Raw genomic sequence first — 13,326 nt, forward strand, 5'->3', positions numbered from 1 at the left:
CACGCTTCCTCCCCACAGTCGGTCACCCTTCCGCAGTTGCGCTTCACTTCGCTTGCTGTGGTCAGCTTGCGGCGGGACTTTCACCCACAAGAGTGCGCCCATGCTGGGCGCACACGTGAAAAAGCCGGCACGTGGCCGGCTTGTGATGAGGGGGCGCAGGTCTTACGATGCGCGGCGCCGGCTCGGTTTTTTCTTGTCGACGGCCTTCTTGCGTCCGCTGCTCTTGTCAGCGGCCTTCTTGCGGCCATTGCTCTTGGCGGCGACATTGCGCGACTTCGCCGCAGCCTTCATCACGCGCGGCGCGGTGGAGACGCGCGGCGCATCGTTGCCCGTGATCAGGCGGCGGATGTTCATCGCATCGGCGATGCGTGCCGAGGAACCGCCGGCGTTCAGCAGCACCATCGTGGCATTCCTGCCGGCCGCCTTGATGCGCATGATCAGGCAGCGGCCCGCTTCTTCCGTGTAGCCGGTCTTCGACAGGCCGATATCCCAGCCTTTCGCACCGACGAGGCGATTGGTGTTGTGGTATTCGACCTCGCGGCCTTTGATCCGCATGATGTCGCTCTTGTCGGTCGTCATGCTCGCGATCGTGGGATAGCGTGCGGCGGCGGCGGCCATCTTGACCAGGTCTTCCGCGGTCGAGATATTGCTTGGTGACAGGCCGGTGGGCTCGGCGATGCTCGTATTCTTCATGCCCAGCGAGCGGATCTTGGCATTGACGGCTGCCTTGAACCCGGCCGGGCCGCCGGGGAAGGTGCGCGCCAGCGACGCGGCGGCGCGGTTGTCGGACGACATCAGCGCCAGGTGCAGCACGTCGGCGCGCGACAGCGTGGCGCCGACCGGCACGCGCGACGTGCTGTGCTTGAACGTGTCGACGTCGTCCTGGTCGATGCTGATCTGTTCGTTCATGTCGAGCCTGGAGTCCAGCACGACCATTGCGGTCATCAGCTTGGTCAGCGAGGCGATCGGCACGACGGTGTCGGCGTTCTTTTCGAGGATGATTTTGCCGGCGTCGTCGACGACGAGCACGGACTGCGAACCGAGCGGCACGGCCAACGCGGCTGCGGAAACGGATAGCAGCACTGCTGCTGCAATTTTCTTGATCATTGGGTTGTGCGAGGAATGGGCGTGCGAATGGAGCAATGCTTTCTAGCAATGTCCAGAAGGCCGAAAGATAGCATGCACTTGACGGCACAGTCCAGTTCATGTCAGTCGTGCGGGGCGAAACATGACAAATTTGTGACCGACAGGGCTTATTCGCCGGCGCATGGCAGCGCGCCCGCCCTGGAAGGGGCGGGCGCGCTCGGGTGCCGCTGGGCCGGTGCGGGGCGCAACGGCCCCGGCACGGCTTATTTGCTGCTTGCTTGCTTATTTGCTCGCGTAGATCTTGTCGAACTCGCCGCCGTCGTCGAAGTGGCGCTTCTGCGCCGCGCGCCAGCCGCCGAACACGTCGTCCACGGTGAACAGCTTGATCGGCTTGAACTGGGCCGCGTATTTCTTGGCCACCGCGGCCGAGCGCGGACGCAGGTAATGCTTGGCGATGATTTCCTGCCCCGCTTCCGAATACAGGAAGTTGAGGTAGGCGGTGGCCTCCTTGCGGATGCCGCGCTTGTCGACCACCTTGTCCACCACGGCGACCGGCGATTCGGCCAGGATCGACACCGATGGGTAGACGATGTCGAAATTGCTGCCCATCTCGGCGCGCACCAGGTTGACCTCGTTCTCGAACGTCACCAGCACGTCGCCGATCTGGCGTTGCGTGAACGTGGTGGTGGCCGCGCGGCCACCGCCATCGAGCACGGGCACGTTGCGGAAGATCTTCGTCACCAGGTCGCGCGCCTGCGCATCGTTGCCGCCGTTCTGCAGCACCGAGCCCCAGGCCGCCAGGTAGGTGTACCGGCCGTTGCCGGCGGTCTTGGGATTCGGGATCACGACTTGCACGCCGGGCTTGGCCAGGTCGGCCCAGTCCTTGATGCCTTTCGGGTTGCCCTTGCGGACCAGGTACACCATCGTCGAATACATCGGCGCGGCATTGTTCGGGAAACGCTTCGCCCAATCCTTCACGACGAGGCCGCGGTCGGCCAGCATGTCGATATCGTTGGCCTGGTTCATCGTCACGACAGAAGCTTCCAGGCCATCGGCCACCGAGCGCGCCTGCTTCGACGAGCCGCCGTGCGACTGCTTCACTTCGATACTCTTGCCGGATTGCTGCTTGTACTGGGCTTCGAAGACAGGATTGACGTCCTTGTACAGTTCGCGTGCCACGTCATAGGACACATTCAGCAGCGTGACGTCGGCAGCGTAGGCGGGCGCCATGCCCAGCGCCGTGGCGGCGGCGGACGCCAGCAGCAGGCGGCGCAGCACGGATGTCATGCCGAGGGTTCCAAATGCGATTTTTTTATTAGTCATGGTGTGCTCAAGTGAAAAAACAGATATGTATGGTCCGCCAGATTGCATCCGGAAAGAAACGATATTTTCGTAATTTGCTTAGATTCAGCTGGCGCGAGCGGTGCCGGCGGCTTACCGCCGACTGGTGTATAGTCCGCCTAATGAGCTGCCCGTAGCGCACCATTGGTCTCGCGTTGCAGCGAGTCGTCATCAAGCCCGCTGACATGCTTTCATCCCACGAATTCCCATGAGTTTCGAGATCCGCCTTGCCGTTCCCGCCGATGCCACTACCGTATGCCAGGTCTTGCGCCGCTCGATCGCCGAGTGCTGCGTGCTCGACCACCACGACGATCCGGGCATCCTGGCGGCATGGCTGGGCAACAAGCACCCGGCCATGGTCACGTCATGGTTTGAATCACCGACCAATTATTCGCTGGTGGCGGTGCGCGATGGCGAAGTCGTCGGCGTGTCGCTGCTGACCGGGGCCGGCAAGCTGGCGCTGTGCTACCTGGTGCCGGAAGCGCAGCGCCAGGGGGCCGGTTCGGCGCTGCTGCGGCGGATGGAAGAACAGGCGCTCGCCTCGGGCATGAAGGCGCTGTACCTGCACAGCACGGCCACGGCCGAAGGCTTCTTCGACGCCAGCGGTTACCGGCGCGACGGCAATGTGCGCTCGCCGTATGGCGTGGAAACGATCCTGTTCTGGAAACCGCTGGTGCGGGACGCGCAACCCGATGCGCGCAAGCGCTTCTGCAACTGCAATTCCGCCTAGTTCCCTAGGGACACTGCCGGGTTCCCGTCACGCCCGCCACATCACGGCCGAAGCATCGTCGGCACGCTTGACCGACAGGCCGGCCGCCATTGCCGCCTCATGCGCGCGCAGCGCCAGCAGTGCGGCTTCCAGCCCCCGTTCCTCGCATGCGCGCACCAGCGATGCCGGTGTGTGGAGGGCATAGGGGTCGACCAGCCGGTAAAATCCATCGGTCATGCCTAGCAGCACCGCGCCAGCGGGTGCCGGCACGACATGCTGGCGCGCGGCAAACGGGCCCTGTGGCTGCAGGCACAGGATCGACGGCTGCGCGCTGCCGTTCTGGTCCGCGCGCCGAGCGCGCAGCATCGGCAGCAGGCGGGCATGGCGCGCGGCGGGATCGTCGATGCCGGCCGCGCGCAGCGTCGCGATTTCCGCCCGCAGCACGGCTTCCTGCGGATTCACCCAGGGATCGAGGTCGACCACGTTCCCGTCGGGCAGTCTCATCAGCGTAATACAGTCGCCGAGGCAATAAAGGTGCAGCAGGCCGTCACGCGTGGCGCGGATCCAGGTCAGCGCGGCGATCGGCAAGGCATGGGCGGGAATGGTGGCGCCGTTTACGCGGGCGAAGAACTCGGTACGCACGCTGTCGATTGCCGCGTGCACCGCGGCGTGCTGGCCGAGGCCGGCCTGGATCGCCGGCGCCAGCGCGGCGGCAAAGCGGTGGACGAACCACACGACATCGCCACCGCCATCGATGTAGTTGCGCTCGGCAACCGGGGTAGCGCCGTCGAGCACCACCAGGTCGGTGGCGGTGGCGCTGTCAAACACGGCGACGTGGTCTTCGTTGTGGCCGGGGGTGGCACCGCCGGAGATCCGGTCGATGCGGGAGGTGGTGGCGGGGCGGTCGTTCATGGCGCCCGATTATAGCGGGCGTTAGAGTAAAAAATCACGGATGCAGCGCGCCGCTGCCAAAAGCCTTCAGTTCGCCGGCCGCGAAGGCGACCCAGCCTTCACGCGTGTCGACCGGCTGGGTGGCGATCATCGCGCGGCCATCGTCCAGGCGGTAATGCAGGTGCGTGGAGCAGTGCGCGAACAGCGTTTCGCCATTCGACAGGATGAAGTTGAACGTGCCGTGCGCGGCGATCCCGGCAGCCACTTCGGCCAGCGCTTCGCGCAGCAGGTGGGTTGCCGGCTCGCCATCCGGGAAGCGGGCGGCAAGGCGCGACAGCAGCAGGCAGAACGCCGCTTCACTGTCCGTGTCGCCCTGTGGCACGAACAGGCCGGGCACCGGGTCGAACTCCTTCAGGTCGCCATTGTGCGCGAAGCACCACGTGCGGCCCCACAGCTGGCGGGCGAACGGGTGGACGTTCTCGATCGCGATGCGGCCCTTGGTAGCCTTGCGGATATGGGCCAGGATCGTGCGGGCCCGCAGCGGGCGGCGGCGGATCCGGGCGGCCAGCGGCGAATCGATCGCGGCGCGGTGATCCGTATACAGCCGGCAGCGCTTGCCGCTGTGGAAGGCAATGCCCCAGCCATCCTTGTGCTCGTCGGTACGGCCGCCGCGTTCCGCGAACACGTCGAAGAAAGGGCCAAGTCCGGCGGGTACGCTGCTGTTCAATCCGAGGAGCTGGCACATGATGGCATGGGAAATCGTTGAAGTTGAGCCCACGATACCTGTCTACGCTTCCCGGCAAAACGAATCTTTTCCAATATGCTTATATGCTGGCGGGCTGCTTTGTGGAAATACTCTACCGCGCCAGCGAGCGGCCAGCGATATGCAGCGGCCGCATAACAATCGGCAAAACGATTCGTTCTGAAAATGCCTGGGGAGCCTTAGCCTTGTCGCACCGCATCTGCTTCAGAAAGGCTGTAATGAGTTTCCCCGTCCTGCAACAGTACCTGGCCCGGCTGGCCGATCCGGCGGCCGCGACCAAATCGTCGCTCTGGCTCGATGCCGCCGGCCGTGCCCACGGCCGCTTTTTCAATTGCACGATGACGAGTGTGTTTCATCCCGTTCGCGAACTCGACAGTGGAACGGCCGTGGCCTGCGAAGGACTGGCGCGTGGCCTGTCCGCCGAGGATGAAGGCTTGTCGCTGTGGCGCCTGCTGGAGAATGCCGCCAGCGACGATGAATCCGTGGAGCTCGACCGCCTGTGCCGCATGCTCCACGCGATCAACTTCTTCCGGCAGCCCGATGGCGAGCGCCTCGACCTGTACCTGAACGTGCATGGGCGATTGCTGTCGGCTGTCAGCAGCAACCACGGCCACGCGTTCCGGCGCATCCTCGAGGCGCTCGGCTTGCCGCTGGCGCGCATCGTGCTGCAATTGCCGCCCACGACGCCGCAGCAGGGCTGGCTGCTGGGCTACGTGGCCGACAATTACCGCCGCAATGGTTTCCGCTTCGCCGTGCACGCGGCGAATGCCCGGGAAGGACTGGCGCTGCTGGAGCGCGTGCGCCCCGATGTGATTCGCCACGATGCCCGCGACACGCGCGACCGGGAAGGATTGGCACGCCTGCTGGTGGCCGCCGCCGCGCACGGGACGCGGATCCTGTTCCATCATGCCGAAGGGCCGGGCGCCCTGGCGGCCCTGCACAGCATTGCCGCGCTGGCCGGCGTGCAGCCATTGGCGCAGGGACACGCGCTGGACATGCCGCGCGCCATCCTGCCCGGCGCACCCGTGCAGGCAGCGGCTTGAGCTTAAGCAGGGCTTAAATGTTGAGCCATAATTGATACAATTTAGGCCACACAGTTAAAGAGCTTTCTCAAGTTCGCTGGCTATCGGCTATAGTGACGCTCGCTTCCGTTTCACTGTACCAATGAGGTAGCCATGGCAACGCGCAGACACTTTCTACACAAGACACTGGGGGCAGCAGCCGCCAGCTTCATCGGGGCACCGCTGGTGGGCCTGGCACCGGCCCGCGCGCAGGACCTGCAGCCGCCCCCCGACATTTTCGACGCCCAGACACTCGACCTGGAATTCTGGATCAAGCCCCGCACGCTGACCGTGACCCGGCCGCAGAGCGGCGAGAAGGCTTCGGTGCTGTACTGGAAGGATGGCGAAGTGATCGATTCCGCCTATCAGCAACTGTGCCACCTGCTGCGCGACGTGAGCGGCAAGTCCAGTGCGCCGATGGACCCGAAGCTGCTGGAAACGCTGTGGGGCGCGCAAGCGTTCGTGGCCCGCTATGGCATCCACAGCCCGATCGAGATCCTGTCCGGCTACCGCACCGAAGCGTCGAACCAGCGCCTGCGCGAGCAGGGCATTCCCGCCGCCCGCCAGTCGCTGCACATGGTGGGCAAGGCTGCCGACATTCGCATCGCCAACCTGAACGAAGAAGTCGTCGGTGGACTCATCAAGAGCTTCCAGCAAGGCGGCGTCGGCTTCTACTACCGCGGCGGCCCCCGCGGCGGCTGGATCCACGCCGACACCGGCCTGAAACGGACGTGGAAAGGGTAAGGTGGGGGTTTCGTGGAGCACTGCTCCACGCCCACCTTACGGCCTGGCCTTGCAAGGCCAGGCCTCCGAAGCACTCACTTCAGCAAGTAGTGACGCAGCCATGCAGGGCTGCGGTTTCGCGGAGCACCGCTTCACGCGCGCTGAACGGCTCAGCCTTGCAAGGCTGAGCCTCCGAGGTGGCCCATTTCGCGGAGCAATGCTCCGCGCACGCTGAATGGCTCCGGCCCGCAAGGCCGAGCCGCCCGATCACCCGTAATAATACGGTTTCGTCTGCACCGAATCCTTCTTCTGCCGGTCCACCGCGTCCAGGTCCTGCCGGTGGTCCCACCAGATCTTCCACCCCCGCCGCTGGTCGGCTTCCACATTGGGGTGCTCTTCCTTGTAGCGGTTCAGGAATTGCTCGAATTCCGATACGTAGCGCGTGTATTTCATCTTTCCTCCTGTTCTTCGGTTACACTGCCGTGCCATACGGATACCGGATTCAACACCGAACTACCCATGCAGCACGATAACGACACAAAAGCAGACGACAAGGCGGACGATGGGGCGAAACCGCGGTTCCGGCCCGTGCCGTGGACGGCACTGGAAACCCCCGCCGATGCCGAGCTGTGGATCGCCGAGCACGACCTGGCATTGCAGGAGCACATCGGCAAGAACGAAACCGGCTATGGCGTGCGCTTCACGCTTGCCGCCGGCGGCGACATCTACATGCAGACGTCGGATGACGCCATTGTTCTCGATGTTACGCCCGATGCCGAGTGGGTGGCGCCACTGATCGCCGCCGTCGCCCAGGCGGAACCGCCAAAGGGCTCGATGTGGGTCCTGCCCGACGACAAGCTGGTGCAACTGATCCTTGGCCTGTCGACACTGGTCGACAGCACCACGCTCGTGGCCGGCCACAACTTCGGCCGCCGGCGCGCCTGGTAGATCGCGCATGCCTGCGGGCATGGCGCGCTTGCGTGCGGGCGGTGCTCGACTTGAGCAATCGTGCATGCTAGGCTGGTTCGGCGTTCTCGACAGTCGATCCCAGTTTACGAGGGTTTCATCACGATATGGACGATCCCACGGACCACAGCCCCGCAACAGTACCCGGCTCGCTGCCCATCCTTCCGCCATCGACCGGCATGCAGCCCGGCTTCCCCGCCGAGCTGACACATGAAGGCTTGCTGGCGGCACTCGGCGGCAGCAGCATGGTGCCGTCCCAGGCGGGCGGGGAGGGTGAACGTTTCGACGACCTGTACCTGCTCGCGCCCATTGGCGTGTTCCTGCTTGACCCCGATTCCACGATCCTCCAGGTCAACCTGGTCGGCGCCAGCCTGCTGGGCGTGGACCGCGCCAGCGCCGTGCGGGAACGTTTCCGCGGCTTTGTCGCACCACGTTTCACCGGCGATTTCGATGCCTTCGTCACGCGCGCGCTGGCCAGCCGCGAGCCGGTGCGCTGCGGCCTGCAGTTGCAGCGCGACCATGGCGACCGCGGCGTCCCCGTCACGCTGTTCGGCTGTGCGGTGGCGGGCGCGTTGCGGCTGACGGTCGAGCCGGCGGAAGGGCGCCTTGCCGCCATCGAGGAAAGCGAAGAACGTTTCCGCCGCATCGTGCAGACGGCGCGCGAAGGCATCTGGGAATTCGACAGCGAGGCGCGCACCACCTTCGCCAATCCCCGCATGGCCGAGCTGCTGGGTTATCAGGTCGAGGCCATGGCGGGCCGGCCGCTGCTGTCCTTCCTCGATGCGGAAGGGCGCTCGCTACTCGAGCGCAACATCGCGCGCCAGCAGGAAGGCATGCCCGGGCGGCATGAACTGAAGTTCCTGCGCGGCGATGGCAGCGAAATATGGCTGCACCTGACCGCCAACCCGCTGTTCGATGCCGACGGCGGCTTCCTGGGCGCACTGGCGCTGGCATCCGATATTTCCGAGCACCGCGAATCGACCGAACTGGCATGGCACCAGGCAAACTTCGATGCGTTGACGGGTTTGCCGAACCGGAACATGTTCCAGGAGCGCCTGCGCCACGAAATGAAGAAGGCACGCCGCGAGCGCGGTTTCCTGGCGCTGCTGTTCATCGACCTCGACCAGTTCAAGCAGATCAACGACCGCTTCGGTCACCAGCAGGGCGATGCCTTGCTGGTGCAGGCCGCCGCGCGGCTGGGCGCCTGCATGCGCGCCACGGACACGCTGGCCCGCATCGGCGGCGACGAATTCGTGGCGATCCTGCCCGGCCTCGGGCACGTGCAGGATGCCGAGCGGGTCGCGCAGGACATCATCGCCGTCCTGAACCGGCCCTTTGAACTGGCCGGCGGCGAACAGGGGCACATCTCGGGCAGCATCGGCATCGCGCTGTATCCGTCGGACGCGGCCGATGCGGAGGAATTGCTGCGCCACGCCGACCAGGCGATGTATGCAGCCAAGAATGGCGGTCGCAACCGCTACACCTATTTCACGGACGACATGCAGTCGGCCGCCCAGCAACGGGCCCGTCTGGCGGTCGACCTGCGCCGCGCCGCCGGCGAGCATGAGTTCGAGCTGTTCTACCAGCCGATCGTCAACCTGAAAACAGGCCTGGTCGAGCGTGCGGAAGCGCTGCTGCGCTGGCGCCACCCGGAGCGCGGGCTGCTCAATCCGGCCGACTTCATCGCCGGCGCGGAATCGACCGGCGTGCTGCTCGACATCGGCGACTACGCGTTCCGCCAGGCGGCGGACCAGGTGCTGGCGTGGCAGCGCGAGCTGGGCCGGCCGTTCCAGGTCAGCATCAACCTGACGTCGGCGCAGCTGCGCGACGAGGCGCACGGGTGGCTGGGTTATGTGGAAAGCCTGCGGCTGCCGCCGAAGAGCCTCGTCGTCGACGTGTCGGAGGATTTGCTGAACGAACCCGCCGGCCACGTGTTCGAGCGCCTCGGCCGGCTCCATGCGATGGGGGTGCAGGTGGCGCTGGACGATTTCGGTACCGGCCATTCGGCACTGGCGCAGTTGAACCAGTTCGACATCGATTACCTGAAGATCGACCGCAGCTTCGTGGCCGGCCTGACGGGCGATTCGGGCGACCTGGCCATGTGCGAGGCCATCATCCTGCTGGCCCACAAGCTGGGCCTGGAAGTGGTGGCCGAAGGCGTGGAAACGCAGGCACAGCTGGCGCTGCTCAAGGCAGCCGGCTGCGACCTGGCACAGGGCTATGTATTTGCACGGCCGGCGCCGGCCAGCGAAGTCCTGGCGCTGGCGCGGCAAACGCATGCGTAAAAAAAACGCGCGGCCTTTCGGTCGCGCGGGTTTTCAGATTCAGGCCACTAGCGCGCGCTGTCGCGCAAGCTGAGCAGTGAAACGACGCGGTCCCGGTTGATGCCCACCAGCGCGGAGGTGAGCGCCTGCAATGACTGGTAGCCCGGTTCGGCGGCGATCTCGGAAAACCGGGTTGCCAGGTCTTCCACGCCCGCCACTTCGATATCCGGCATCGAGCTCTGCGCCCGCAGCGTGGCGGTATTGAGTTCGACGCGCACCTTGGCCAGTGCGTTTTCCACGTGCGACAGCGCCTGCATCACCTGCTGCAGCGTGTCGCGCATCGATTCGATGTCGGCGGTATCCCAGTTCTCGGGTGCCACGGCGGGCTGTTCCGGTTCCGCCCGCAAGCGGTTCAGTTGCCCGGTCGGGAAACGGATGCCGCTGCCCTGTACGGCGATCGAATCGCGCACCGCCGGCCACTCGTTTTCGCCCGTGGAAAACACCAGGTCGCCATCGTCGTTCGACGACACGCGCACGCCGGCCGGGCCCAGGGCCTGGTCGAAGCGGGCGACGATTTCCTGGTCGGACAGGCCCGGCGACAGGTGAACGGAGCGCAGGCCCTGCGTGCCGCCCCCAACCGAAACGGCCAGCGTTTCGCGGGCACCGTTGCGCAGGTTCGCCAACGACATGCCGCGCACGGTGAAGCGCTGGCTGGACGGTTCCGCGCCGCTGAAGTTGAGCCGCGCATCGAGCGAGCCCCCCGATGCCTCGCGGCGGTTGCGCCAGGTGTCGGCGAACTGCCGCACCTGCTGCTCGAGCTGGCCATCGCGCATCTGGCGCGCGGCCAGCTTGGCGGACAGGTCGCTCTTCAGCGCACGCAATTGCGCGGCGCTTTGTTCAAGGAAATCCACCGCCTGCTGGGCGCTGGAAATATCATTCTGCAGGGGCTGGTCCCAGTTGCTCAACCCGCGCCGCAGCGGCGCGGAGGAGGGCGTGGCCGACGCCCCCGGCGACGGCCCGTTGGCCGACGTCTTTCCCTGGGCAGCGCCTGCCAGGCCGGCCTGGTCCAGCGGCGTCGTCGAACCCGACGATTCCTTGCTGACACCGGCAGTGCTGGAGCGCTGTAGGATTTGCATTGCGATGTGGTCTAGCTGAAGTTAATGAGATTAAGAATCAAAGGACACTGAACAAGGAAAGATTGCTGATCTTGCTATAAGACTGGTACGTGGCCTGTAGTGCCATATTGTAGCCTGACAGTTCGCTGGCCGCGACACCGTAATCGAGCTGCCCCAGCTCGGTCATCGCGGCCTTGTTCGACAGGCTCACGTTGGCATGGTTACTGTCAAGCGTGGCCAGCACGTTCTGCGCGCCCCCCAGCTTGGCAATCCTGCCCGACAGGTCGTCCTGCGTCGACTGTACCATCGTCATCGTCGCGGAGATCACTGACTTGAGCGGTTCGGCCGAGGAATCGGTGGTCGTGTTGCGCAGCGCGTCGATCGCCTGGTTCATCTGGTTGAGCAATGCATCGACGCCGTCGGCGTTGACATTGACCGTCTGCGTGATACCGTTGCCGACCACCACCTTCTGTTCGCCCGGATTGCCGGCATAGCTGTAGCTGGTGCCGTCGAAGGCGATGGGCGGGGTGTTGGTCATCGTACCCGAGAACAGGTACTTGCCTTCCTGGTCGCGGGTATTGGCCGCGTACAGCACGCTGTCGCGGATTGCCACGAGGCTGTCGACCATCGACTTCAGGTCGTCCGGCGTGTTGCTGCCGTCGGCCGCCCAGACCAGCAGGTCGTGCGCCTGGGTCAGGTCGCCGACCATGCCGGACAGGTAGCTTTCATTCTTCGACAGGCGGATCTTGACCGCGCCGATATTCTCGCGGTACTGGTCTATGATGGCTTCCTCGCGCGTCAGGCGCGAGATCCGCACATTGGTGATCGGGTCGTCCGACGGCAGCATGACGGCCTTGCCGGACGCCATCTGCTGGGTCAGGCGCGAAGCCATCGTCTGGTTCAGCTCGAGCGAGCGGGCGAGCGTGGCTTGGTATTGGGTGGTGGCGATGCGCATGATGCTTCCTTTAGCCGAACATCGACAGCGTGGCGTCGAACAGCGAGTTCGCCACGGCGATGACCTTCATATTGGCCTGGTACATGTTCTGGAACTCGACGAGGTTCATTGCTTCCTCGTCGCGGTTGACGCCGGACGTCGAGGCCCAGTCGTCTTCGGATTGCTGGCGGATCGTTTGCGCGGTGTTGAGCAGCGACTTGTTCTGCTGGCTGTCGATGGCCAGCTTGCCCACCAGCTGCGTGTCGGCATCGCCCAGGATCACGTTACCGAGAGAACCCAGCGCGATGGTCTGATTCTTGATGTCCACCAGCAGCTGCAGGTTGGTCGAATCGCCCGGCGTGCCGTCGGCTGACAGGGCCAGGTCGTCGGCACTGTAGCCGGCCGCGAGCGACAGGATGCCGCCGGAGCCGCCCCCGTTGACGTTGAACATCGGCTTGCCGGGATTGCCGGCACTGTCCGTGCCGGCGCCGAGCTGGTCATTGATCTTGTTCGCCAGCTGCGAGGCCATCGATTCGATCGATTTCTGCAGCGGTGCCAGGATGTTTTTTTCAAACGCGCCCAGGCCGCCCAGCGTGCCCCCCACGGTGCTATCGTCCACCCCATACACGGAGCGGGCGAACGTCACCTGCATCTGCGGCGTGCCGGTCGTCGTATCGATGCCCAGCGTGGCGGCCTGGTTGCCCACAACCAGCGGCTGGCCCGACTTCAGCGACACGGCGCGGCTGCCGTCCGGCTGTTCCAGCACTTCGATCGCGGCCAGCTGCGACAGGCTGTCGATGGCCATGTCGCGTTCGTCGATCAGCGCGGACACGTTGGTGCCCGTGGCGCTCGCAGCCGTGATGCGCGTGTTCAGCGCGGCGATGTTCTGCGTTAGCGTATTGAACTTGGGCAGTACCGCATCGCGCTGCTGCTGGACCGACAACTGCTGGTTGCGCGTGACCTGGTAGATGCTGTTGAAGCTTTCCGCCAGCGCGCCGGCCTGCGCCACCACCTGGCCGCGCAGCGGCGACGACGTGGGTTCCTCGCCGACCGCGTTGAGCGCCTTGAAGAAGTTGTCCACGCTGTATGACAGGCTCGACTTGTCGTCGCCCATCACCTGTTCCAGCTGGGTCAGGTAAGGCTGCTGCGTGGTATAGCGGCCCAGCTCGGAGTTGGCGCGCCACAGCTGCTGCGTCTTGTATGAATCGGAGATGCGCAGCAGCGCGCTCACTTCGACGCCATTGCCGGCCTGTTTCGTACCGATGCCGGGCGCGACGGCGGCCAGCAGCACGCCCTGGCGCGTGTAGCCCTTCGTCTGCATGTTGGCGACGTTCTGGCTGGAGGCGTTCAGGGCGGCCTGGGCCGCCATGGCACCCGACAATGCGTTGTTAATGATAGGCATGGGACTGATCCAATTGAAGTGGTCCGCCGGGAGGCCGGCGGACTGCGACTTTCTCTTAACTAGTCAAGGCG

General features: G+C 65.0%; 13 protein-coding genes. 5 read left to right on the forward strand and 8 right to left on the reverse strand.

The features are described from left to right. Positions 1–162: 162 nt before the first annotated feature. Positions 163–1,107, reverse strand: a complete 945-nt coding sequence (locus EWM63_RS23715; RefSeq protein ID WP_130188730.1) for a serine hydrolase — start codon at positions 1,105–1,107, stop codon at positions 163–165. Positions 1,108–1,368: 261 nt separating this feature from the next. Further along, a complete protein-coding gene (locus EWM63_RS23720; protein WP_259772491.1) occupies positions 1,369–2,409 on the reverse strand; it encodes a sulfate ABC transporter substrate-binding protein in 1,041 nt (346 codons plus the stop codon). Between the two features lie 226 nt (positions 2,410–2,635). Between EWM63_RS23720 and EWM63_RS23725 the strand changes: the two genes are divergently transcribed. Continuing rightward, positions 2,636–3,157, forward strand: coding sequence for a GNAT family N-acetyltransferase (locus tag EWM63_RS23725; protein WP_130188731.1), 522 nt, complete (start codon positions 2,636–2,638; stop codon positions 3,155–3,157). 27 nt (positions 3,158–3,184) lie between these two features. Here the strand turns inward: EWM63_RS23725 and EWM63_RS23730 are convergent, their stop codons facing one another. Both EWM63_RS23730 and EWM63_RS23735 read right to left on the reverse strand, forming a co-directional pair. Continuing rightward, entirely contained in the window at positions 3,185–4,048 is an 864-nt protein-coding gene (locus tag EWM63_RS23730) for a hypothetical protein (protein ID WP_130188732.1), read from the reverse strand. A 34-nt stretch (positions 4,049–4,082) separates the two neighbouring features. After that, positions 4,083–4,772 (reverse strand): class II glutamine amidotransferase, encoded by a 690-nt coding sequence (locus EWM63_RS23735; RefSeq protein WP_130188733.1) that lies wholly within the window; start codon positions 4,770–4,772, stop codon positions 4,083–4,085. 236 nt (positions 4,773–5,008) lie between these two features. Here EWM63_RS23735 and EWM63_RS23740 point away from each other — a divergent pair, with 236 nt between their 5' ends. Further along, on the forward strand, positions 5,009–5,833 hold the full coding sequence (locus EWM63_RS23740; protein ID WP_130188734.1) for an EAL domain-containing protein: 825 nt from the start codon (positions 5,009–5,011) through the stop codon (positions 5,831–5,833). Positions 5,834–5,965: 132 nt separating this feature from the next. Next, a complete protein-coding gene (locus EWM63_RS23745) occupies positions 5,966–6,595 on the forward strand; it encodes a YcbK family protein (protein WP_130188735.1) in 630 nt (209 codons plus the stop codon). A gap of 246 nt (positions 6,596–6,841) precedes the next feature. Here the strand turns inward: EWM63_RS23745 and EWM63_RS23750 are convergent, their stop codons facing one another. Next, positions 6,842–7,027, reverse strand: a complete 186-nt coding sequence (locus EWM63_RS23750; protein WP_130188736.1) for a DUF3460 family protein — start codon at positions 7,025–7,027, stop codon at positions 6,842–6,844. 66 nt (positions 7,028–7,093) lie between these two features. Here EWM63_RS23750 and EWM63_RS23755 point away from each other — a divergent pair, with 66 nt between their 5' ends. Together EWM63_RS23755 and EWM63_RS23760 are read left to right on the forward strand one after the other, a co-directional pair. Beyond that, the gene (locus EWM63_RS23755; RefSeq protein WP_130188737.1) at positions 7,094–7,522 is read left to right on the forward strand and encodes a hypothetical protein; all 429 of its coding nucleotides are present in this window, start codon (positions 7,094–7,096) and stop codon (positions 7,520–7,522) included. A 125-nt stretch (positions 7,523–7,647) separates the two neighbouring features. Then, positions 7,648–9,825, forward strand: a complete 2,178-nt coding sequence (locus EWM63_RS23760; protein ID WP_229487476.1) for a putative bifunctional diguanylate cyclase/phosphodiesterase — start codon at positions 7,648–7,650, stop codon at positions 9,823–9,825. A gap of 47 nt (positions 9,826–9,872) precedes the next feature. Here the strand turns inward: EWM63_RS23760 and EWM63_RS23765 are convergent, their stop codons facing one another. Genes EWM63_RS23765 through flgK form a run of 3 tightly spaced genes read right to left on the reverse strand, consistent with a single transcriptional unit; the run spans position 9,873 to position 13,255 of the window. Beyond that, a complete protein-coding gene (locus EWM63_RS23765) occupies positions 9,873–10,940 on the reverse strand; it encodes a hypothetical protein (protein WP_130188738.1) in 1,068 nt (355 codons plus the stop codon). A 37-nt stretch (positions 10,941–10,977) separates the two neighbouring features. After that, positions 10,978–11,874, reverse strand: coding sequence for a flagellar hook-associated protein FlgL (flgL, locus tag EWM63_RS23770; RefSeq protein WP_130188739.1), 897 nt, complete (start codon positions 11,872–11,874; stop codon positions 10,978–10,980). A gap of 10 nt (positions 11,875–11,884) precedes the next feature. Beyond that, the gene (flgK, locus tag EWM63_RS23775) at positions 11,885–13,255 is read right to left on the reverse strand and encodes a flagellar hook-associated protein FlgK (protein ID WP_130188740.1); all 1,371 of its coding nucleotides are present in this window, start codon (positions 13,253–13,255) and stop codon (positions 11,885–11,887) included. Positions 13,256–13,326 lie beyond the last annotated feature (71 nt).

It is taken from the genome of Pseudoduganella lutea (assembly GCF_004209755.1).
In the GTDB taxonomy this organism is placed as follows: domain Bacteria; phylum Pseudomonadota; class Gammaproteobacteria; order Burkholderiales; family Burkholderiaceae_D; genus Rugamonas; species Rugamonas lutea.

Coding starts and splice junctions, on each gene's coding strand:
- EWM63_RS23715 (WP_130188730.1), bottom strand. CDS start 1,107: ATGATCAAGAAAATTGCAGCAGCAGTGCTGCTATCCGTTTCCGCAGCC.
- EWM63_RS23720 (WP_259772491.1), bottom strand. CDS start 2,409: ATGACTAATAAAAAAATCGCATTTGGAACCCTCGGCATGACATCCGTG.
- EWM63_RS23725 (WP_130188731.1), top strand. CDS start 2,636: ATGAGTTTCGAGATCCGCCTTGCCGTTCCCGCCGATGCCACTACCGTA.
- EWM63_RS23730 (WP_130188732.1), bottom strand. CDS start 4,048: ATGAACGACCGCCCCGCCACCACCTCCCGCATCGACCGGATCTCCGGC.
- EWM63_RS23735 (WP_130188733.1), bottom strand. CDS start 4,772: ATGTGCCAGCTCCTCGGATTGAACAGCAGCGTACCCGCCGGACTTGGC.
- EWM63_RS23740 (WP_130188734.1), top strand. CDS start 5,009: ATGAGTTTCCCCGTCCTGCAACAGTACCTGGCCCGGCTGGCCGATCCG.
- EWM63_RS23745 (WP_130188735.1), top strand. CDS start 5,966: ATGGCAACGCGCAGACACTTTCTACACAAGACACTGGGGGCAGCAGCC.
- EWM63_RS23750 (WP_130188736.1), bottom strand. CDS start 7,027: ATGAAATACACGCGCTACGTATCGGAATTCGAGCAATTCCTGAACCGC.
- EWM63_RS23755 (WP_130188737.1), top strand. CDS start 7,094: ATGCAGCACGATAACGACACAAAAGCAGACGACAAGGCGGACGATGGG.
- EWM63_RS23760 (WP_229487476.1), top strand. CDS start 7,648: ATGGACGATCCCACGGACCACAGCCCCGCAACAGTACCCGGCTCGCTG.
- EWM63_RS23765 (WP_130188738.1), bottom strand. CDS start 10,940: ATGCAAATCCTACAGCGCTCCAGCACTGCCGGTGTCAGCAAGGAATCG.
- flgL (WP_130188739.1), bottom strand. CDS start 11,874: ATGCGCATCGCCACCACCCAATACCAAGCCACGCTCGCCCGCTCGCTC.
- flgK (WP_130188740.1), bottom strand. CDS start 13,255: ATGCCTATCATTAACAACGCATTGTCGGGTGCCATGGCGGCCCAGGCC.